Consider the following 19,317-nt stretch of genomic DNA (forward strand, 5'->3'; position numbering starts at 1 on the left):
GGGTTTTGGGGGGTCTGCGCGACCGCCCGCCCCCTCCCCCCCGGCCCCCAACGCCGCAATCGGGGTCGGTCACCCCTCGGTCGTCGCCCCCACCGGCCCCGAGGGGCGGTCCGCCACGGTCGGCCGCTCGGTGGCGTCCCGGCGGGCCCAGGCGGTGGTGAGCAGGACCAGGGCCGCGATGTAGGTGACCATCACCGCCAGCCGGCGCCCGGGCGGCTCCACCCCCGCCGCGCCGAGCCCGATCAGCGCGTCGGAGACGAGGAAGAGCGCCCCGCCGGCCGCCGCCCGGCGGGACACCCCCACCGAGGCGGCGGCCATCAGGCTCAACGCCAGGCTGTAGCCGAGCACCGGCAGCCGCAGGTCGCCCAGCCGCCCCCAGAGCAGCGCGTTCGCGCCCGCCCAGACAGCCAGGTAGCCGGCGAACGCGGCCAGCGGCGCCCGCCGGTGCCGCAGGAAGGCGGTCAGGAAGCAGAGCTGGGTGCCGAGGAAGCACCCCATCCCGACCAGGAACGCGGTGGTGCCGGGCAGCAGCAGCGCCACGTCACCCGCCGTCGCGAACACCAGGCCGGCCGCCACCAGGTCCCACTTGCGGCGTACGCGCAGCAGCCAGGCCAGCAGCAGCGGCGCGAGCAGCGGCTTCGCCGCCCACTGCAGCGCGGGTACGTCGAGCGCGACGCCGGCCAGCTCGACGGCGACGACCGCCGCGTACAGCCCGGGCCAGAGCCGCCTCATCGGGCGGGCTGCCAGCCGGGCCGGCCGAAGACGTGCCCCAGCCGGTGCCGCCAGGACGTGTCCCGCCGGACGTCGGCCCAGATCGCGGCGTACTCGTGGGTGGCCACCCGCAACGGGTTGTAGGTGTTGATGTTCTTGGTCAGGCCGTAGCGGACGGCGGCGCGTTCGGGCTCGAAGCTGCCGAAGAGCCGGTCCCAGACGATCAGGATGCCGCCGTAGTTGCGGTCGAGGTACTCGGTGTTGGCGCCGTGGTGGACCCGGTGGTGCGACGGGGTGTTGAAGATCCATTCGATCGGCCGGGGCAGCACGTCGATCCGCTCGGTGTGCAGGAAGAACTGGTACAGCAGGCTGATCGACTGCTGAAGGAAGATCATCCACGGCGGGACGCCGAGCAACGCCAGCGGCAGCCAGAACGGCAGCGAGGTCATCGGCGTCGTCCAGCCCTGCCGCAGTGCGGTGGAGAGGTTGTAGAACGTGCTGGAGTGGTGCACCACGTGGGCGGCCCAGAACAGGCGTACCTCGTGGTGGGTTCGGTGGAACCAGTAGTAGGCCAGGTCTTCGGCGAAGAAGAGCAGCACCCAGGTCCAGACGCTGGTGGGGGAGAGCTGCACCGGGGCGAGGGTCCACAGCCCCACGTAGAGACCGACGGTGAGGAGCCGCCAGGGAGTGCCGATGAGCACGCTCCCGACGCCCATGGTGAGGCTGGTGGTGGTGTCGCGCAGCTCGTAGCCGCGTTCGTCGTCGTCGGGGGCGAACCGGTACGACAGCGCTTCCACGACGACGAGCAGCAGGAACGCGGGTACGGCGTAGAGCACGGCGGGGATCATGCTCGACATTCCCTTCCTGGTGGGGTGGCGGGGGTGGTGAGCGAGGCGGTGAGCAGCGCGTGGGCCTGCGCGGCGGCGTCGTTGCCGCGCCCGTCGGCGATCGCCTCGGCCAGCCGGCGGTGGCCGGTGACGTCCAGCAGCTCGGCGGCGCGGCGCTCGGGCGGCACCTCGCCGACGGCCACCGCCCCGGCGACCAGGCTGTTGAAGGACAGCAGGTACGCCGTGTTGCCGGAGCCGTCGACGATGTCCCGCCAGAGCACGATGTTGGCCTTGTCCATCGCGTGCAGGTCCGGGGCGAGCGCCGCGTACGCCTCGACGTCGCGGGTGACGCTGCCCCGCAGCTCGGCATCGGCCCGCTCGGCGCAGAGCCGGGCGGCGTCCACGCCGACGCAGGCGCGCATCTCCAGCATGTCCCGCACCAGCGTGTCGACGGGGAGCACGTCGCCGGACTGCACGAGGGACAGCGCCAGGTCGAGACCGGCGTGCACCCGCCAGTCGAGCACCCGGGTGGCGCCGCCCTGGCTGACCCGGAGCAGGCCGAGCTGTTGCAGCCGCCGCAGCGCCTCGCGCACGGCGTGCCGGTTGACCGCGAACGCGGCGGCCAGCTCGCGCTCGCCCGGCAGCGGTTCGTCGGGGCGATAGCGGCCGCTGACGATGGCGTCGCGGAGCTGGCCGAAGACGTGGTCGGCGACGGAGCTGCGGGGGACGGGAACGAAGGCCACGGCAGCAGTGTGACCCCGCGCACATCAACCCGTCAACTGGTTGGACCAGTTCGCGTACCCGAAAAAGACGGCGGCCGGGTCCACGACCCGGCCGCCGTTTCGCGGGGTTCAGTCCCGGCCGCGCTCCCGCCGGTAGCGGCGGATCAGCGCGGCGGTGGAGGAGTCCACGTCGGACAGGTCTGGGTCACCGCCGGTCAGCTTCGGCGCGAGCTGGTTGGCCATCACCTTGCCCAGCTCCACGCCCCACTGGTCGAACGGGTTGATGTCCCAGATCGCGCCCTCGGTGAAGACGATGTGCTCGTAGAGCGCGATCAGCTGACCGAGGGTGCCCGCGGTCAGCTTCGGCGCGATGATCGAGGTGGTCGGGTGGTTGCCCGGCATCACCCGGTGCGGCACCACGCCCGCCTTCGTGCCCTCCGCCTCGACCTGCTCCTTCGTCCGCCCGAACGCCAGCGCGGCGGTCTGCGCGAAGAAGTTCGACATGAACAGGTCGTGCATGTCGCCGAGGTCGTGGTTGGGCTGGCTGAACCCGATGAAGTCCGCCGGGATCAGCAGCGTGCCCTGGTGGATCAGCTGGTAGAACGCGTGCTGGCCGTTCGTGCCCGGCTCGCCCCAGAAGATCTCGCCGGTCTGGTGGTCGACGGGGGTGCCGTCCAGCGTCACCGACTTGCCGTTGCTCTCCATCGTCAACTGCTGCAGGTACGCCGGGAACCGGTGCAGGTACTGCGAGTACGGCAGCACGGCGTGGGTCTGCGCGCCGAGGAAGTTGGTGTACCAGACGTTCAGCAGGCCCAGCAGTGCCGGGATGTTGCGCTGCACCGGCGTGGTCCGGAAGTGCTCGTCCACGGCGTGGTAGCCGGCCAGCAGTTCGCGGAACCGGTCGGGCCCGACCGCCAGCATCACCGACAACCCGACGGCCGAGGGCAGCGAGTACCGGCCGCCCACCCAGTCCCAGAAGCCGAACATGTTCTGCGGGTCGATGCCGAAGTCGCGGACCCGCTGCTCGTTGGTGCTCACCGCGACGAAGTGCTTCGCGATCGCGGCGTCGTCGTCGGCGTCCAGCCCGGACAGCAGCCACATCTTCGCCTGGTTGGCGTTGGCCAGGGTTTCCTGGGTGGAGAAGGTCTTCGAGACGATCACGAAGAGGGTGGTCGCCGGATCCAGGTCGTGGGTCTTGTCGTGGATGTCGGTCGGGTCGATGTTGGACACGAACCGGCAGCTGATCCCGCCGTCCCGGTACGCCTTCAGCGCCTCGTACGCCATCACAGGCCCGAGGTCGGACCCGCCGATGCCGATGTTGACCACCGTGCTGATCCGCTCGCCGGTGTGCCCCCGCCACTGCCCGGAGCGGACCCGCTCGGCGAACGCCGCCATCCGGTCCAGTACCCGGTGCACGTCGGCGACCACGTCCTGGCCGTCGGCGATCAGGGTGGCGTCGCGGGGCAGCCGCAGCGCGGTGTGCAGCACCGCGCGGTCCTCGGTGGAGTTGATGTGCCGCCCGGCGAACATGGCGCAGATCCGGTCGCTGAGCCGGGCCCGCTCGGCCAGCGCGGTGAGCAGCTCCAGCGTCTCGTCGGTGACCAGGTTCTTGCTGTAGTCGACGTGCAGGTCGGCGACCTCGCCGGTGAGCCGCTCACCCCGGCGCTGGTCGGCGGCGAACAGCTCCCGCAGGTGGGTGCCGCGCATCGTCTCGGCGTGCTTGCGCAGCGCCTGCCATTCGTCGGTGGTGGTCACACTCGCAGCCATCGGGTCGATCTTCTCCTTCACGACGGGACGCCGGTGGCGCTCCTCGCGCCGCCGCCGGCTCGGCTCCAGCCTGCCACCCCGGCGGGGTCGGCGCGGCGCGACGCGGCAGACCCGTCCCGCACCGTGGTCGGCGACACGCCGTTGCGACACGTGTACGACACGCCGGTCACGTCGGGACACCGCGCGGTCGCCGACAGTAGGCTCTCCCCCTGCCCTGTCCCTCGGCCCGGGAGGACCCATGGCGACGGTGATCGGCCCACGCCGCTCGTCCCGACAGGACGGCCCGTCCAACAACGCCGATGAACTGGAGCTGCCGGAGCTGGAGGACGGCCACTGGATGCACCGGGCTACCGAGTTCGCCCACACCAGCTTCCGGTCGGTCGCCCGGCGGCTGCCTCACCTGGTCCGGGAGGCGGTCACGCTCGCCTGGGCCACCAACCGGCGGGACACCCTCGCGGCGATCGGCCTGAACCTCGCGGCCGGGGTGATGACCACCCTCGGGCTGCTCGCCACCACCGGCGTGCTGCGTGAGCTGTTCGCCGGCGGCCCGACACCCGACCGGGTCCGCGCCGCGCTGCCGTCGCTGGTCCTGGCCGCGCTGGCGGTGACGGCCCGGGGCGCCCTGACCGTGACCGCCGGCTGGGCCCAGGCCCGGTTGATGCCCCAGATCAACTACGAGGTGGAGCTGCGGCTCTTCGAGGCCACCACGGCGGTGGAGCTGGCCGCCTTCGACGACGCGGGCTTCGCCGAGGAGATGGACCGGGTCCGGGACCGGGGGATGGCCGAGGCGGCGTCCATCGTAGACCACACGGTCAACCTGATCACCGGCGTGGTCGGCGTGCTGGCCACCGCCGCGGCGGTGACCGTGATCCAGCCCGTGCTCCTGCCGTGCCTGCTGCTCGCCGCGGTGCCCGAGGCGGTCACCGCGGTCCGGATGGCCCGCCGAAAGTACCTGGCCATGCTGGCCCGGATCACCCGCCGCCGTCGGATGTGGATGCTGGCGCACCTGATGGCCAACCGGCGCACCGCCGTCGAGGTCCGGGCATACCAGATGCGCGACTTCCTACTGGGCGAGTTCCGCCGCGTGATGGCCGTGGAGACCCGGGCCGAGCTGCGCCTGGTCCGGGCGCAGAGCGCCACCCGGGCGGTCGGCATGTCCGCAGCCGGGGTGGCCGCCTTCGGGATGTACGCAGTGCTCGGCGGGCTGCTGCTCACCGGCGTGGTCGCGCTGGCCGCCGCGGCGACCGCCCTGCTGGCGCTGCAGTCCGCCCGGTCCAGCCTCGGCATCGCCGTCTTCGCCACCAACAACCTCTACGAGGACGCCCTGTACTACCAGGACTACCGGGACTTCCTCGAGCGGGCGCGGGGGCGGATCGGGGTGGGGGAGGGCCGCCCGGCACCCGGGTTCGACACCATCGCACTCGACGGGGTCAGCCTCCGCTACCCGGACACGGACACCCCGGCGGTGGACGAGGTCAGCCTGACCGTCCGCCGGGGCGAGGTGGTCGCCCTGGTCGGCGAGAACGGTTCCGGCAAGACCACCCTGGCCAAGCTCATCGCCGGGCTCTACCGCCCCACCGGTGGGACGATCCGCTGGGACGGCGTCGACGTTGCCGAGCTGGACCCGGCGCAGACCGCGGCCCAGGTGGCGGTGATGACCCAGGAGTACTGGAAGTTCCCCTTCACCGCCGGGCAGAACATCCGCATCGGCCGGCACGACCGCCGCGCCGACCAGGCCGGCCCGACCGTGGAGGACTCCGCCCGCGCCGCCACCGCGCACGACATGATCGCCGACCTCCCGTTCGGGTACGACACCCTGCTCGACCGGGAGTTCAAGAACGGCCAGGACCTCTCCGGCGGCCAGTGGCAGCGCCTCGTCGCCGCCCGGGGCCTCTACCGGGAGGCCCGGCTGCTGATCTGCGACGAGCCCTCCGCCGCCCTCGACGCCCGGGCCGAGCACGCCCTCTTCCAGCACCTGCGCCGCCGCCCCGACCGGGCGGTCGTCCTGATCACCCACCGGCTGGCCAACGTCCGGCACGCCGACCGGATCTTCGTGCTGGACCACGGCCGGCTGGTGCAGCACGGCACCCACCAGGAGCTGATGGCCGCCGACGGGCTCTACCGGGAGCTGTTCGAACTCCAGGCGAGCGGCTACCTCGCGGCGGCCGGCACGGAGTCCGGGGGCTTGTCGACCGGGTGACCGGTCGGGTGGGATGGCCACCTCCTCGCGCTGCTTCCGTCGGCATCGCCCGTCCACCCCGAAAGTTTCGGCGTCCCGAAGCCTCCGGTTCGTCGGCAGCTTCGCTGACACGCCGGGTACGACCACCCGCCATGCGAGACATTGATTTTCGTTGAAGAACGGTCAGCTGGGCGCCGGCGCCAGCACCACCTTCGGCTTCCAGGGCACCGGCGTGGGACCGTCCGCCACGCCCACCTGTTCGGCGAGCTGAGCGGTGATCCGGCGCGGAGGGTCGACCCTCCGCGCCGGATCGCCCGGTCGGGCGGCGCCGAGGACGCGTCCCGGTTGGCGAGAAGAATCCTCCGCCGGCGGCACCACTCGGCGTCGGGCCGCCCGTCCGGCCGGTGTCCCGGTCGCCCGGCGGGCGCTCAACCCTGCCGGGCGAAGAACTCCGCCATCGCCTGCGTGTGCGTGGAGAAGGCCAGCTCGACGGGCTCGGTGAGCACCAGCCACTCGGTCGCCTCCTCGGTCGGCGCCGACGGCGGCAGCCCGTCGGCCGGCCGCTCGGGCAGCTCCCCGAAGATCATGATGGTGCCGCCGGCCGGTGCCCCGTGCACCGCGAACAGCCGGGCCTGGTCGGCCTCGCCGATCAGGCCGGTCTCCTCGCGCAGCTCCCGGACCAGCGCGTCGGCCCACTCCTCGCCGTACTCGATGAAGCCACCCGGCAGCGCGAGCAGGCCGCGCGCCGGCTCGATGTCCCGGCGGACCACCACCAGGCCCAGGCCGGCGTCGGTGCGGACCGGCAGCAGCGCCACCGCGACCGGCAGCGGGTTGCGCCAGACCGTCTCGCCGCAGGCCGCGCAGATTCGCGGCCAGTCGGCGTCCGCCGGGTAGGCGGCGCCGCAGAAGGAGCAGTGCGCGTAGGGAGAGCCGGTCATGTCGCCGCACGTTACCGGCCCGGTGGCGGCTCCGGCGACCGATCAACCTGCTCCCGGAGCGTCTCCCGGGCCTGCATCAGCGCGAAGCCGAGCAGGTTCAGCCCCCGCCACCGGGCCGGGTCCTCGGCGCGCGGGTCGTCGGCGGCCAGCCCGATGCCCCACACCCGGTCCACCGGGCTCGCCTCGACCAGCACCCGGTCGCCGGTGCCCAGCAGGTACGCCCGCAGGTCGTCGTGCTGGCCGAACTTGGCGACGCTGCCGGCGACCACGATGTCGTACCGCCGGGCCTCCCACACCGCTTGGTCGAAGCCGCGCACCTGGCGGCCGAGCGCCTTGGCGCGGTGCGGGTGGCCGGCGGCGAGGATCCGCTCGCCGGCCTCCTCGTCGCCGAAGAGCGCCGCCTTCTGCCACATCATCCAGTGCTCGGCGGTGGTGAAGCGGCGGCCGTCCACCGTGAACGCCGCCGGCCACCACTGGCTCAGGCAGCCCGCGCCGACGGTGCCGTCGCGCCGGGGTCGGTGCCCCCAGAAACAGAGGTACTTCACCGGCTGTCCGCTCTGGACGAGGGCGGCGAGGTCGGCGGGACTGCGGGGCGGCGGCATGCTCCACAGTGTCGCCCCGGGCACCGACACTCCGCCTCCCGGTTTCCCCCGGCCCGCCGAAACCGGCTCGTCCGGCGCGTCGGCGGGGACCTGGGAGCGCGCCGGGCCGTGCGTACCCACACGGGCCGGCGCGCTTCCCGAGTTGGCCCGCGTACCCGGAAGGTCTGGTGGTCAGGCGGCGGGTGCGCCGGTGTAGAAGGCGGTGGTGCGTGCCGTCGCGGCCCGCGCGGCCTCCGGGTCGGTGCCGGCGGCGACGCTGGCCTTGCCCCAGCTCTCGCTGCTCAGGGTGACGAACCGCCGACCCTCCTCGGAGCCCATCCAGGCTTCGGCCTGCTCGGGCGAGATCCCGCTGCCGTCGGCGGCCAGGTGCGAGGCGAGGCCGAGCAGACCCAGGTCCCAGCCGACGCCGACCGCGCCCGGGCCGAACTCGGTCCAGCGCTCGTCGTCGACGTGCGCGACGTGCTCCAGCTCGAACCGGGTACGCCCGTCGCCCTCCGGCGTCAGCCGCACCTCGATCCAGCTGACCTCGTCGCCGTACTCCCAGGTGGCGGCGAAGCTCTTCGGCGGGTCGCAGCGCTGGATGGTGCCGCCGGCGTTGCCCTCGAGCTGGTAGCGGCCGTGCAGCCGCAGCTCGCCGGAGACCGGCAGGAACCAGCGGGGGATGCGTTCGGCGTTGGTGCAGGCGTCCCAGAGGTCCTCCAGGGGCGCGTCGTACGTCTGGCTGATCGTCATCACCCGGGCCTCGCCGGCTTCCAGGCTCCGGCTGCCCACGGTGCGCCGCACGGCGCTGATCTGGTGCGTGACGTCGGTCATCAGGGTTTCTCCTCGGTCGGGTCCTGCGGTGGGTGCAGGCGCCGTTCGCGTCGGCCGCGCGCCAGCTCGGTGGCGAGGGCGTCCAGGGCCGGGGCCCAGAACCGGCGGAAGCCGGCCAGCCACTCGTCGACCTCGCGCAGCGGTCGCGGGTCGACGGCGTAGAGACGGCGGGCGCCCTGCGGTCGGACGGTGGCGAAGCCGTTGTCCCGCAGCACCCGGAGGTGCTGCGAGACGGCGGGCTGCGAGATGCCGTACTCCCGCTGGATCACCGTGCAGACCTCCCCGGCGCTGAGTTCGCCATCGGCGAGCAGCTCCAGGATGCGGCGGCGCACCGGGTCGCCGAGGACGTCGAAGGCGTGCACGGACCCTTTCTATCAGCCCCGGCTTATATAAGCAATCACCCCAGTCGTGCGGCGACGGCGGCGCGCAGCTCGGGAAGCCGGCCGTGCAGCAGGCCAGGGCACTGGGTGTTGTTGAAGTCCTTGTGCCCGTAGATCTCACTGGGCGCGATGCCGTACTGCTGGCAGGTGAAGGCGCAGAAGACGATCAGGCTGTTCCAGAGCGCCACCGGCGGCTGCACGTTCAGGTAGATGCCGTCGTTCTCGATGCCGATCGCCTGGCTGTTCTGCCCGACGCAGTGCGCGCCCTGCACCATGGTCTGCCCGTGCAGCAGCCCGTAGAGGCTGCCGTGCCGGCCCTCGGTGAGGTACCCGCCCCGGCTGTTGGTGAAGTGCTGCCCGGAGTCGAGCCAGCCGTTGCTGTCCATGTGCAGGTTCTGGATGTCCCGGGAGTTCGCGTACGCCTTGGCCAGGCTGTAGTCGGTGGTGTTCGGGAACGCGGTGTGGTGCACGATGATCTTGTTGGGTCGGCTCTGCACCACGCTGACCGGTGACGACGGGGGTCGGGCGCCCCAGGTCGCGCAGTTGGCGATGACGGGCTGGTCGACGCGGGTGGCGACGGCGCGCGCGTCGCGGCCCCCGCCGAGCTGGGTCAGGGCGGAGGCGCCGGCGGCGGCGCCGAGCAGGACCGCGCCGCGCAGCGCGGCCCGGCGGGACACGGGTACGGACATTGGGGTGCCTCCTTCGTCGGTGGTGCCGACGGCGGGCCGGCGGACCGCCGCCGGTGGGGGTCAGCAGGGTCCGTTGCAGGCCAGCACCCGGAGCCGGTCGAGGGTGCCGTTCCAGACGTTCTGGTCACCGGGGAAGACGCCCGAGGACGACCACTGCCAGAAGGAGTACGTCGGCCAGCCCGCCGGCAGGGTGCCCACGGTGCTGGCGTAGCGGGCGATCCACAGCGGATTGTTGGCGGCGAACTGCGAGGTGTTGCCGGTGCAGGTGGTCCACCAGTCGGTGGTGGTGTAGATGGTGGCCCACCGGCCGGTGCGCGCGTGGTACTGGTTGACGAAGGACGCGATCCAGCTGCGCATCGCGCTCTGGCTCAGGCCGTAGCAGGTCGCGCCGTACGGGTTGTACTCGATGTCGAGCGCGCCGGGCAGCGTTCGGCCGTCCTTGGACCAGCCCCCGCCGTGGTCGACGAAGTAGTTGGCCTGGGTGGCGCCGCTGGTGGTGTCCGGGCGGGCGAAGTGGTACGAGCCCCGGATCATCCCGACGTTGTAGGAGCCGTTGTACTGCTGGGCGAAGTACGGGTTGGTGTAGTAGGTGCCCTCGGTGGCCTTGACGTACGCGAACCGGGCGCCGTTGTTCCAGGCGGCCGACCAGTTCACGTTGCCCTGGTGGCTGGAGACGTCCATGCCGGGCAGGCCGGCGGGGGCGGCGCCGGCGGAGCCGGCGACGAGGCTGACGGCGGCGACCGCCGTGACGGTCGCCAGCAGTGCGGCCGCGCACGCGCGGAGACGGTTCATCTTTCCTCCCTGGGGGGCGCCGCGGGGGCGGCGGGAGTGACGAAAGGAACTGTCAGTATTAGGTCATGAGGCGTAGATAAATTTCAATAGACAAAGTCAAGATTATCTATGGAGTCCCTCGACATGCCTGACCGTCCGGCCATGGATCCGCGTCGACGTACCCGCCAGAATGGCGGGGCCAGCTGCCGAGCCCGGTGGGCGCGGCCAACGGAAGGGCGACCGGATGGCGCACATCGACCTCGGCGTGGACGAACGGCGCGAGCCCGGCATCGTCGGCCTGCTGCGGTACCGGCCGGAGACCGCGGGACCGCTGATGGACCTGGCCGAGGTGCTGCTACGCGGGCCGAGCAGCCTGACCCGCGGTGAACGCGAACTCATCGCCGCGTACGTCTCGGGCCGCACCGGGTGCGACTTCTGCCGCGCGTCGCACTCCGCCACCGCCGGGGCCCAGCTCGACGACGGCCCCGACCTGGTCGACCGGGTCCTCGCCGACCTGTCGACCGCCCCGGTGCCGGAGAAGCTGCGCGCCCTGCTGCGGCTCGCCGACACCGTCCGCGAGGACGGGCGCGCCGTCACCGGCGAGCTGGTCGACGCCGCCCGCGCCCACGGCGCCACCGATCGGGAGATCCACGACGTGGTCCTGATCGCCGCCGCCTTCAGCATGTACAACCGGTACGTCGACGGGCTCGGCGCCGCCACCCCGGACGACCCCCGGGCGTACGCGATGTCCGCGCAGCGGATCCTGACCGCGGGCTACCGCGCCTGAAAATTCCCCTCGCCGCAGTGTCGATCCGCCCGCCCGTCGATCGTATGGAGGGTGGAAGCCGATCCACACCAGGAGGACGACATGAAGCAGTACCTGTTGAGCATGTACCAGCCCGAGGGCGGGACGCCGGACCCGGAGTTCCTGGCCGGGGTGATGCGGGAGCTGGGCGCCATCCGCGAGGAGCTCGAGGCGACCGGCTCGTGGGTCTTCGGGCAGGGGCTGCACGCCCCGGAGACCGCCACCGTGCTGCGCCCGAAGGACGGCGAGGTGCTGGTCACCGACGGCCCCTTCGTCGAGGGCAAGGAGTACCTGGGCGGGTTCACCATCATCCGCGCCGCCGACCTCGACGCCGCCCTCGAGTGGGGCCGCCGGTACGCCCTCGCCACCACGCTGCCGATCGAGGTGCGCCCCTTCCAGGGCGAGGGGTGACCCTCGACGTCGAGGCGGCCTTCCGCGCCGAGTACGGCCGGGCGGTCGCCGTGCTGGTCCGCGTCCTCGGCGACATCGACCTCGCCGAGGAGGCGGTCCAGGACGCCTTCACCGAGGCGGTGCGGCGCTGGCCGGAGACCGGAGCGCCGCCCAGCCCGGCTGGCTGGATCATCACCACCGCCCGCCGCCGCGCCATCGACCGGCTGCGACGGGAGGCCTCCCGGGCGGACCGGCACGCCCAGGCCGCGCTGCTGTACGCCCAGGAGCCACCGGCCGAGGAGGGACCCGTGCGCGACGACCGGCTCCGGCTGATCTTCACCTGCTGCCACCCGGCGCTCGGCCCGGCCGCCCGGGTCGCGCTCACGCTGCGCCTGCTCGGCGGGTTGAGCACCGCCGAGATCGCCCGGGCCTTTCTGGTCCCCGAGGCCACCATGGCCCAGCGGCTGGTCCGCGCCAAGGCCAAGATCCGCGACGCCGGGATCCCGTACCGCGTCCCGCGCGACGCCGACCTGCCCGACCGGCTGCGGGCGGTGCTCGCCGTGGTCTACCTGATCTTCAACGAGGGCTACACGGCGAGTGCCGGGGATCGGCTGGTCCGCACGGAGCTGTGCGCCGAGGCGCTGCGGCTGGGCCGGCTGCTGGTCGATCTGATGCCCGACGAGCCGGAGGCGCTGGGCCTGCTCGCGCTGATGCTGCTGACCGAGGCCCGCCGCCCCGCCCGGGTCACCGCCCAGGGCGCGCTGGTCCCGCTCGCCGAGCAGGACCGCACCCGCTGGGACCAGGCGCTGATCGCCGAGGGGCAGGCCCTGGTCCGCCGCTGCCTGCGCCGCAACCGGCCCGGCCCGTACCAGCTCCAGGCCGCGATCAACGCCGTGCACAGCGACGCCCCCACCGACTGGAGCCAGGTCCTCCAGCTGTACGACCAGCTCCAGGCGCTCGCCCCCGGCCCGGTGGTGGCGCTGAACCGGGCCGTGGCCGTCGCCGAGGTGCACGGCCCCGCCGTAGCGCTCGCCCTCGTTGACGACCTGCACCTCGACACGTACCACGTCTTCCACGCCGTCCGAGCCAACCTCCTCCGCCGCCTCGACCGGACTGCGGAGGCGGCCGCGGCCTACGAGGCCGCCATCGCCCACACCGCCAACGCCCCCGAGCGCGCGTACCTCCGCGCCCAACTCGCCGGACTCCCTTGATCCAGTACGTCGTTCCGAGACGACACGCCGACGAACCTCTCGAATTCTGCGACCCGATCATGGGCGCGCCGTAGCAGATGAGCCGTCGGGGTGGGGGTTCTCCACAAGCGGGGGTGGCGTCCACAGGAAGGCGAAGTGGGCGAGCGGGCGGGGTGGGGCGGGCGGCAGCCTGCCGGGGTGCATCCGATGTTGCTGGCTCTGTTGGAGCGGGGCGAGGGAGTGGTGACCCGGCGGGTGGTGACCGAGGTGGTCCCCGAGTGGGTGCTGTGGCACGCCTGCCACGTCGGTCGACTGCTGCGCGTGCTACCCGGCGTCTACGTCGACGCAGACCTGGCTCGTGGCGAGCCCAGCGCCTTGGGGGAAGAAGAGGGCCCGAGGCTCCCACCGGCCCAGGCCGGCCCGAACCACGAAGCCGTCCCCGTCGGTCGTCCGCTCGACGCTCCGGCCTTCCTGCGCCTCGGACCGGGAGCGAGGAGGCGCGCGGCCCTCGCCTACGCCGACGGGCGGGCGGTCCTGAGCTGCCTCACCGCCCTCGACGTCTGGGGCCTGCGCCGCCAGCCCGCGGACGAGCCCGTGCACCTGGACGCGCCGCGCGGGTCAGGCGTCCGCCCTCGACCCCATCTCGCGGTGCATCACCGCCATGGGCTGGTGATGGGGCCGCCGCAGGTGGTGAGCCGCTCGGGCGTTCCCGTGATGCGGTTGGAGCAGGCGTTGGTCGACGCCTGGCCGCTGCTGCCCGCCGTGGACCGCCCCGCGCCGGTGATCCGCGCCGTCAACGACCGGCTCACGACACCGCAGCGCATCGCCGCCGCCCTCGACCGCGTCCCGCGCCTCGCCGGTCGCGCCGAACTGCGGACGCTGGTGGATCGGCTCCAGGCCGGCTGCCGCAGCCCCTTGGAGATCTGGGGTCACGACCACGTCTTCACTGGCGCGGGGATGCCGGCGTTCCAACGGCAGACCCGGATCGTCATTGGTCACCGGACGATGTACCTGGACGTCTGGGCCGAGCGGGAGCGGGTCGACTTCGAACTCGACGGCGCGAGCACGCACGCCGACCCGCGACAACGCGAGGTCGACCTGCGGCGGGACGCACTGCTCGCCACCGTCGGCATCCTCGTGGTGCGCTTCGCCCACCGCCGCCTGGTGCACGAGACCGACGCGGTACGCCGCGAGGTGCTGGCGATCCTGGCCAGCCGCCGCCTGAGCGCGTGACGGTGTCGGCGGGCGCGAGGCGGGCACGCCTCGCCGTCGAACACGATCAGGCCGCACGAGGCGAAGCAAACAGCGGGGTGCGCGCCGAGGGCCTTGCAAGCCGGCAGCCCCACCGCGCCCGCCCCAGGCAAGACGGGGATGAGGTCAGTCGCGGAGGGTGCGGAGGATGCGGGCCAGGTGCGCGTGGTCGGCGGGGGAGAGGTGACCGAAGAAGCGGTCCGCCTCGGCGGTACGGGCCGCGCGGATGGCCGCGCCGATCCGCGTACCCTCGTCGGTCAGCGTGACCAGGGTCGCGCGCCGGTCGGCCGGGTCGGGGTGGCGCGCGACGAGCCCGCGTTCCTCCAGACCGTCGACGACCTCGGTGGTGGAGCGGGGCGCGATGTGCAGGTGGTCGGCGAGCGCACTGAGCCGCATGGGCCCGTGCCGACCGAGTACGGCGAGGGCGCGGGCGTGGCCGGGGTTGATCTCCCACGGTTCGAGGGTCTGCCGGGACTGGTGGCGCAGCCGGCGGGCCACCGCCCAGAACAGCTCGGCCAGGCTCTCCTCGTGCGCCTCGCGCTCGTCGGCGTCCACGGGAATACGGTAGCAGAAACTCCTGTTGTTCCCTCATGATGAGGCAACCTCAGCAATAGACCCCGACAGGAAGAGGCACTCCTTGGATCCGACCCCCACCCATCGGGAGGGCCGCGGCGGCGCCCCCCGTACCGTCTCCGCCGCCGAGAAGGACCAGGCCCGCGACGTGTCGCTGCGCCGCATCGGCCGGCTCTTCACCGCGTACCGCTGGCAGTTGGCCACCATCACCATGATCATCGTGGTCTCGTCGGTGCTGGCGATGGCCACACCGTTCCTGCTGCGTGCCGTGATCGACCGCGCGCTGCCCGAGCGCGACCTGACCCTGCTGGTCTGGCTGGTCGTCGGCATGGTCGCGGTCGCGGCCGTGACCGCCGTGCTCGGCGTCGTGCAGACCTGGATCTCCACCCGCGTCGGCCAGCTGGTGATGCACCGGCTGCGCACCGACGTCTTCACCCACCTGCACCGCCAGTCGATCGCGTTCTTCACCCGGACCCGCACCGGCGAGGTGCAGTCCCGCATCACCAACGACATCGGCGGCATGCAGACCGTCGTCACCTCCACCGCTACCTCGATCGCGGCCAACCTGACCACGGTGGTGGCCACCGCGGTCGCCATGGTGGCGCTCTCCTGGCGGCTCTCCCTGGTCTCGCTCCTGGTGCTGCCCCCGGCCATCTGGCTGACCCGCAAGGTGGCCCGGATGCGCCGCGAGATCACCGCCCAGCGTCAGCGCGAACTGGCCGACCTCAACGTCACCATCGAGGAGGGGCTGTCGATCAGCGGCGTGCAGCTCAGCAAGACCCTCGGCGCCGGCGCCGCGCTGATCGACCGGTTCGCCACCTCGTCGGCCCGCCTGGTCGACCTCGAACTCCGCTCCGAGCTGGCCGGGCGCTGGCGGATGGCCACGATGACGGTCATCTTCGCCGCCATCCCGGCGGTCATCTACCTCAGCGCCGGCCTGCCCGGCACCGCCGGCACCCTCAGCATCGGCACCCTGGTCGCCTTCACCGCCCTGCAGGGCGGCCTGTTCCGCCCCCTGATGGGGCTGCTCAACGTCGGCGTCTCGCTGACCGCGTCGCTGGCGCTCTTCGCCCGGATCTTCGAGTACCTGGACCTCCCGGTGGAGGTGGACGACCCGGCGCACCCGATCGAGATCGACCCGGCGCGGGTCCGCGGCCACCTGCGCCTCGAGGACGTCACCTTCAGCTACCCGGGCAACGACACCGCCGCCGTCGCCGGGATCACCCTGGACGTGCCGGCCGGCACCAGCCTGGCGCTCGTCGGTGAGACCGGCTCCGGCAAGAGCACCCTCGCGGCCCTGGTCAGCCGCCTGCACGACCCCGGCAGCGGCCGGATCACCATCGACGGCGTCGACCTGCGCGACCTGCGGCTGACCGACCTCGCGGCCGTGGTGGGCGTGGTCAGCCAGGAGACCTACCTGCTGCACACCACGGTGCGGGAGAACCTCCGGTACGCCCGGCCCGACGCCACCGACGCCGAGATCGAGGACGCGGCCCGCGCCGCGCAGATCCACGACCTCATCGCCGGCCTTCCCGACGGGTACGACACCGTGGTCGGCTCCCGAGGGCACCGCTTCTCCGGCGGGGAAAAGCAGCGCCTGGCGATCGCCCGCACCCTGCTGCGCGACCCGCGCGTCCTGGTGCTGGACGAGGCCACCAGCGCCCTGGACACCGAGACCGAACGGGCGGTGCAACGGGCCTTCGACCAGCTCGCCCGGGGTCGTACCGTGATCACCATCGCGCACCGGCTCTCCACCGTGCGCGACGCCGACCAGATCGCCGTGGTCGACCACGGGCGCATCGTCGAGTCTGGCACCCACGACATGCTGATCGACCGCGACGGGCGCTACGCGGCGCTCGCCCGCTGACCCGGCCGCGCCGACGGGAGTACGGCCGGGTCAGCGGGCCTCGGGCCGTCCTGTCGAACGGCCGCTGACCATTGCGGTCACCGGCTGTTGGCTTCGTCGAGAGCTGCAACGGAGGACACACACGCAGCACGGCGAAGGACTTCGTCCAACTTCCGATGTTCAGGGCTTAGCTGATCGCGGTAAGGCCTGCTGACTTGCACCATGCGTCTCACGGCCGTGGGTGAGGCCGCCATGGCAATCTGCTCGAGCAGCTTCCACGCCATGTCATCGAAGATGATACGGACAGCGGCATCGTCGCCAGCAGTGCAGAGATCCTGGAGCTTTGGCATTCGTCGAGTAAGGGCCGGCGCCGAAACGGGATGCACCGATACCATGTCAACGGCTCGGCTAGCCGACTCCTGCAAGTTGTGCGCCTCCATTGCATTCATCAGTGGGCTGACGTCCCCAGCTAGCATCGGGTCGTACAGACCGGGGTACGGCATCTCCTCGTAACCGGGTTCGTAGCCGGCAATGTAGAGTGGCACGTCGCCGCCGGACTCGGCGACGACGCCGAGCGCCAGGTCGAGCAGGTTTACCGGCCAGCCCAGGTCCCGGATCATGCATAGTCGCATAAGCGGCTTATCCGACAGCAACATAGCCGTTAGCATTAGCTGTGCCGATTCTGCCGCAGACTGGGCGTAGAATAGCGTATCCGGCGAGTGAAGACGTATTACCTTGCCGGTGCGACACCAGTTGCGGAACCGTTGCAGGACGATCGAGTTGTCTACCACGTGAGTAAATCGGACGCCGGCGCAGGCGATATTGCCGCGTGCAGCCACCTGGCTCACCAGCCATTCACCCATCCGTTTCGACTCGGCATAAACATCACTGGTGTACGGACGCAAAGCTTTTCCGGTCGACGCATACACGAGGCTTTCAGCGCCGGCCCGTTCGGCCGCTTTGGCGACGTTGAGGGTGCCTAGTACGTTGGTGTGAACAGTTCGGGCAACTTGGTATTCGGCCAAGCCAGGGTTCCGCTGGGCGGCAAGGTGAAAGACTATGTCAGGGCGGTGCTTCTGCATAAATGCGCGAACGGATCCGTAGTCGCGGATATCCAGCCGCAGGTACCGTACGCCGGAAACGGGCCGCCTCGGGTGTGTTATGGCCGCACTCATCAAGACGCCCGGCCCAAGGAGGCTGAGCTGGCTCAGCAGAGCAGTACCGAGACAACCACTACCTCCGGTCACCAGAATGCGTCGGCCACGGACCGCCGCCATGACCGCATCTAGCGGCAAAGGTATTGCCCTCTGCCTGATGGCCGAGTAGCGACGTAGTTCATCGACGCATCCGGATCGGGTTCGCAGCAGCTCGGAGGTCAGCTCCGAAAGTCGCCGTCGGTCGGCGGCGGAGACTTCTTTCCGGTGGGGTGGAACAGCCGTTAGCATGCGTTGCAAGACTTCGTCCGTTGCCGCCTGGTGCATCATATTCGCTCTCAGATTCGAAGCAGGGCTACGTTCGCCCGGCACCGCCGTTCGGGTGTGCCACCCCTGCATTTGTCCCAGGGTCAACCGATCGGCGGTGCCGGGATCTGGGGCCCGAGGGTTATCCGGACCAGTTCGCGGGAAGGGTCAGCATTGATTGGCGAGCGCTATGCGGTGTAGCAGCCGGCGAAAAACCAGTCGATGTGGTGCCAGGCGCCGAGGGCGTCCACCCAGTAGGCCTGGAAGCCGGCGCACACCTCCTTGCCCGGGCTGGCATCGACGGTGTACGTCCAGTTTGTCCCGGGCACTCCGCCCTGACTGGGCCCGCCGGGATTCCAGGCCGACTGGACCAAGGCAAGTGGCCGGGCGCTCGAACCCCTGACGCGCGACAGGCGGCCCCAGCCGACTCCGCTGCAGCCGTATGAGTGCCGCAGTTCCTCGCGCATGACGGCGCCGTCCACGTCGAAGTCCTTGTACTTCCAAGTGTTGCCGGTGCCGCAGTTGGCGGGATTCACGCCGGTGGGCCCAGCCGATGCGGGCGTGGCGCCTGCGCCAGCCAGAAGGACGCCGAGAGCCACGGCTGCGACGACTCGTGTTGCCGACCTTTTCATTACTTCTCCTCACGTGAGCGGACAACGGTCGATGCCAGTGACCGTGTTGGTACCGGTTGGTGGGGCAGTGAGGTGGGCGACAAGCGCCGGCCTCGTGTGGGCTGACAGTCAGCGCGGGCGGGGAAGGCGCCGGGTCTCGGCGCGGCGCGCCGGTGTCGCCGGGTCGGCGACCCTGCCGGCGGTCTGGGTCCGATACTCCGTCTGCACGCTTGTGTCCAGCCGGGCGGCGGTGCGTGCCAGGGCGGTGTCGCCGGGTGCGCCGACAATGTGGAAGTGCGACGCTTTCGCCGGCGTGAGATCACCGCCCCAGACGACCGTGCCTTCGCAGTCGATCAGGATGTCCCGCACGATCGCTTCGTGATGTGGCCACAACCGCTCGCTGCCACCTGCGGGGTACGCGGTGGGATGCAGCGCGATGGCGGTGCCGGACAGGTGGTTGGACTCGTAGCGCGCCCGGATCTCTCGGTGACCCGTGTGGCCGGCGATCCCGCCGCCTTCGCCGTTGTCCAAGGCGGCGATCTCGTAGTGCCAGCGGCGGGCGACGTGCAGCAGGACCGTGGCGGCGGGACCCTGCCGCAGGGCAACTGTGGCGCTCGACCCCTCGACCCGGTATGTAGTGATGGCGGCCGGGCCGATGCGCCAGCCGTTGGCGGACCGGGGCTCCGTCCACCGACCCGCGTTCGTGTCGCTTGCGCGGGCGGCTACCCCGGGGGCGACGGTCAGGACGCCGGCGGCGGCGGCGACGCCGAGCAGGCTACGTCTCGTGATCAT

General features: G+C 71.7%; 20 protein-coding genes. 6 read left to right on the plus strand and 14 right to left on the minus strand.

The window, feature by feature from the left end; all coding sequences use genetic code 11:
* Window positions 1-69 precede the first annotated feature (69 nt).
* The 4 genes from M2302_RS25875 to pgi all read right to left on the minus strand — a co-directional run bounded on the left by M2302_RS25875 (window position 70) and on the right by pgi (window position 4,027).
* Window positions 70-732 (minus strand): lysoplasmalogenase, encoded by a 663-nt coding sequence (locus M2302_RS25875; RefSeq protein ID WP_280840448.1) that lies wholly within the window; start codon window positions 730-732, stop codon window positions 70-72.
* Complete coding sequence (locus tag M2302_RS25880; RefSeq protein WP_280840449.1) at window positions 729-1,568, minus strand: sterol desaturase family protein; 840 nt, start codon at window positions 1,566-1,568, stop codon at window positions 729-731. The genes M2302_RS25875 and M2302_RS25880 overlap by 4 nt, the downstream gene beginning before the upstream one ends.
* A complete protein-coding gene (locus tag M2302_RS25885; protein ID WP_280840450.1) occupies window positions 1,556-2,281 on the minus strand; it encodes a GntR family transcriptional regulator in 726 nt (241 codons plus the stop codon). The genes M2302_RS25880 and M2302_RS25885 overlap by 13 nt, the downstream gene beginning before the upstream one ends.
* A 108-nt stretch (window positions 2,282-2,389) precedes the next feature.
* Window positions 2,390-4,027, minus strand: a complete 1,638-nt coding sequence (gene pgi, locus M2302_RS25890) for a glucose-6-phosphate isomerase (protein ID WP_280840451.1) — start codon at window positions 4,025-4,027, stop codon at window positions 2,390-2,392.
* Between the two features lie 238 nt (window positions 4,028-4,265).
* On the opposite strand from pgi, the gene M2302_RS25895 reads away from it, so the two are divergent.
* On the plus strand, window positions 4,266-6,227 hold the full coding sequence (locus M2302_RS25895; RefSeq protein ID WP_280840452.1) for an ABC transporter ATP-binding protein: 1,962 nt from the start codon (window positions 4,266-4,268) through the stop codon (window positions 6,225-6,227).
* A 407-nt stretch (window positions 6,228-6,634) separates the two neighbouring features.
* On the opposite strand, the gene M2302_RS25900 is transcribed toward M2302_RS25895, so the two are convergent.
* The 6 genes from M2302_RS25900 to M2302_RS25925 form a co-directional block, all read right to left on the minus strand.
* Window positions 6,635-7,144, minus strand: a complete 510-nt coding sequence (locus M2302_RS25900; protein WP_280840453.1) for an NUDIX domain-containing protein — start codon at window positions 7,142-7,144, stop codon at window positions 6,635-6,637.
* A gap of 11 nt (window positions 7,145-7,155) precedes the next feature.
* Entirely contained in the window at window positions 7,156-7,746 is a 591-nt protein-coding gene (locus tag M2302_RS25905) for an NADAR family protein (RefSeq protein WP_280840506.1), read from the minus strand.
* Window positions 7,747-7,917: 171 nt separating this feature from the next.
* Complete coding sequence (locus tag M2302_RS25910) at window positions 7,918-8,559, minus strand: SRPBCC family protein (RefSeq protein WP_280840454.1); 642 nt, start codon at window positions 8,557-8,559, stop codon at window positions 7,918-7,920.
* Entirely contained in the window at window positions 8,559-8,921 is a 363-nt protein-coding gene (locus tag M2302_RS25915) for a metalloregulator ArsR/SmtB family transcription factor (protein WP_280840455.1), read from the minus strand. Before M2302_RS25915 ends, M2302_RS25910 begins: the two co-directional genes overlap by 1 nt.
* Before the next feature lie 35 nt (window positions 8,922-8,956).
* The gene (locus M2302_RS25920) at window positions 8,957-9,628 is read right to left on the minus strand and encodes a peptidoglycan recognition family protein (protein WP_280840456.1); all 672 of its coding nucleotides are present in this window, start codon (window positions 9,626-9,628) and stop codon (window positions 8,957-8,959) included.
* A gap of 60 nt (window positions 9,629-9,688) precedes the next feature.
* Window positions 9,689-10,420: a lysozyme gene (locus M2302_RS25925; protein ID WP_280840457.1), complete on the minus strand. Its 732-nt coding sequence runs from the start codon at window positions 10,418-10,420 to the stop codon at window positions 9,689-9,691.
* A 223-nt stretch (window positions 10,421-10,643) separates the two neighbouring features.
* On the opposite strand from M2302_RS25925, the gene M2302_RS25930 reads away from it, so the two are divergent.
* The 4 genes from M2302_RS25930 to M2302_RS25945 all read left to right on the plus strand — a co-directional run bounded on the left by M2302_RS25930 (window position 10,644) and on the right by M2302_RS25945 (window position 14,017).
* Window positions 10,644-11,186: a peroxidase-related enzyme gene (locus M2302_RS25930; protein WP_280840458.1), complete on the plus strand. Its 543-nt coding sequence runs from the start codon at window positions 10,644-10,646 to the stop codon at window positions 11,184-11,186.
* 81 nt (window positions 11,187-11,267) lie between these two features.
* A complete protein-coding gene (locus M2302_RS25935; RefSeq protein WP_280840507.1) occupies window positions 11,268-11,615 on the plus strand; it encodes a YciI family protein in 348 nt (115 codons plus the stop codon).
* A complete protein-coding gene (locus M2302_RS25940; RefSeq protein ID WP_280840459.1) occupies window positions 11,612-12,805 on the plus strand; it encodes a sigma-70 family RNA polymerase sigma factor in 1,194 nt (397 codons plus the stop codon). Before M2302_RS25935 ends, M2302_RS25940 begins: the two co-directional genes overlap by 4 nt.
* A 186-nt stretch (window positions 12,806-12,991) precedes the next feature.
* On the plus strand, window positions 12,992-14,017 hold the full coding sequence (locus M2302_RS25945) for a DUF559 domain-containing protein (RefSeq protein WP_280840460.1): 1,026 nt from the start codon (window positions 12,992-12,994) through the stop codon (window positions 14,015-14,017).
* A gap of 144 nt (window positions 14,018-14,161) precedes the next feature.
* Here M2302_RS25945 and M2302_RS25950 read toward each other — a convergent pair whose 3' ends face one another.
* Window positions 14,162-14,590, minus strand: a complete 429-nt coding sequence (locus M2302_RS25950) for a MarR family transcriptional regulator (RefSeq protein WP_238448743.1) — start codon at window positions 14,588-14,590, stop codon at window positions 14,162-14,164.
* Between the two features lie 82 nt (window positions 14,591-14,672).
* Here M2302_RS25950 and M2302_RS25955 point away from each other — a divergent pair, with 82 nt between their 5' ends.
* Window positions 14,673-16,475 (plus strand): ABC transporter ATP-binding protein, encoded by a 1,803-nt coding sequence (locus M2302_RS25955; RefSeq protein WP_280840461.1) that lies wholly within the window; start codon window positions 14,673-14,675, stop codon window positions 16,473-16,475.
* Between the two features lie 77 nt (window positions 16,476-16,552).
* Here the strand turns inward: M2302_RS25955 and M2302_RS25960 are convergent, their stop codons facing one another.
* From M2302_RS25960 to M2302_RS25970, 3 genes are all read right to left on the minus strand, one after another.
* Window positions 16,553-18,007, minus strand: coding sequence for a polysaccharide biosynthesis protein (locus M2302_RS25960; protein ID WP_348529456.1), 1,455 nt, complete (start codon window positions 18,005-18,007; stop codon window positions 16,553-16,555).
* A gap of 95 nt (window positions 18,008-18,102) precedes the next feature.
* The gene (locus tag M2302_RS25965) at window positions 18,103-18,450 is read right to left on the minus strand and encodes a hypothetical protein (RefSeq protein ID WP_280840463.1); all 348 of its coding nucleotides are present in this window, start codon (window positions 18,448-18,450) and stop codon (window positions 18,103-18,105) included.
* Window positions 18,451-18,654: 204 nt separating this feature from the next.
* Window positions 18,655-19,317, minus strand: coding sequence for a hypothetical protein (locus tag M2302_RS25970; protein ID WP_280840464.1), 663 nt, complete (start codon window positions 19,315-19,317; stop codon window positions 18,655-18,657).

It is taken from the genome of Micromonospora sp. A200 (assembly GCF_029893845.1).
Taxonomy (GTDB): Bacteria; Actinomycetota; Actinomycetes; order Mycobacteriales; family Micromonosporaceae; genus Micromonospora; species Micromonospora purpureochromogenes.

Excerpts from the sequence above, each read along its gene's own strand:
- M2302_RS25875 (WP_280840448.1), bottom strand. The coding sequence starts at position 732 with ATGAGGCGGCTCTGGCCCGGGCTGTACGCGGCGGTCGTCGCCGTCGAG.
- M2302_RS25880 (WP_280840449.1), bottom strand. The coding sequence starts at position 1,568 with ATGTCGAGCATGATCCCCGCCGTGCTCTACGCCGTACCCGCGTTCCTG.
- pgi (WP_280840451.1), bottom strand. The coding sequence starts at position 4,027 with ATGGCTGCGAGTGTGACCACCACCGACGAATGGCAGGCGCTGCGCAAG.
- M2302_RS25895 (WP_280840452.1), top strand. The coding sequence starts at position 4,266 with ATGGCGACGGTGATCGGCCCACGCCGCTCGTCCCGACAGGACGGCCCG.
- M2302_RS25900 (WP_280840453.1), bottom strand. The coding sequence starts at position 7,144 with ATGACCGGCTCTCCCTACGCGCACTGCTCCTTCTGCGGCGCCGCCTAC.
- M2302_RS25905 (WP_280840506.1), bottom strand. The coding sequence starts at position 7,746 with ATGCCGCCGCCCCGCAGTCCCGCCGACCTCGCCGCCCTCGTCCAGAGC.
- M2302_RS25910 (WP_280840454.1), bottom strand. The coding sequence starts at position 8,559 with ATGACCGACGTCACGCACCAGATCAGCGCCGTGCGGCGCACCGTGGGC.
- M2302_RS25920 (WP_280840456.1), bottom strand. The coding sequence starts at position 9,628 with ATGTCCGTACCCGTGTCCCGCCGGGCCGCGCTGCGCGGCGCGGTCCTG.
- M2302_RS25925 (WP_280840457.1), bottom strand. The coding sequence starts at position 10,420 with ATGAACCGTCTCCGCGCGTGCGCGGCCGCACTGCTGGCGACCGTCACG.
- M2302_RS25930 (WP_280840458.1), top strand. The coding sequence starts at position 10,644 with ATGGCGCACATCGACCTCGGCGTGGACGAACGGCGCGAGCCCGGCATC.
- M2302_RS25935 (WP_280840507.1), top strand. The coding sequence starts at position 11,268 with ATGAAGCAGTACCTGTTGAGCATGTACCAGCCCGAGGGCGGGACGCCG.
- M2302_RS25945 (WP_280840460.1), top strand. The coding sequence starts at position 12,992 with ATGTTGCTGGCTCTGTTGGAGCGGGGCGAGGGAGTGGTGACCCGGCGG.
- M2302_RS25960 (WP_348529456.1), bottom strand. The coding sequence starts at position 18,007 with ATGCAGGGGTGGCACACCCGAACGGCGGTGCCGGGCGAACGTAGCCCT.
- M2302_RS25970 (WP_280840464.1), bottom strand. The coding sequence starts at position 19,317 with ATGATCACGAGACGTAGCCTGCTCGGCGTCGCCGCCGCCGCCGGCGTC.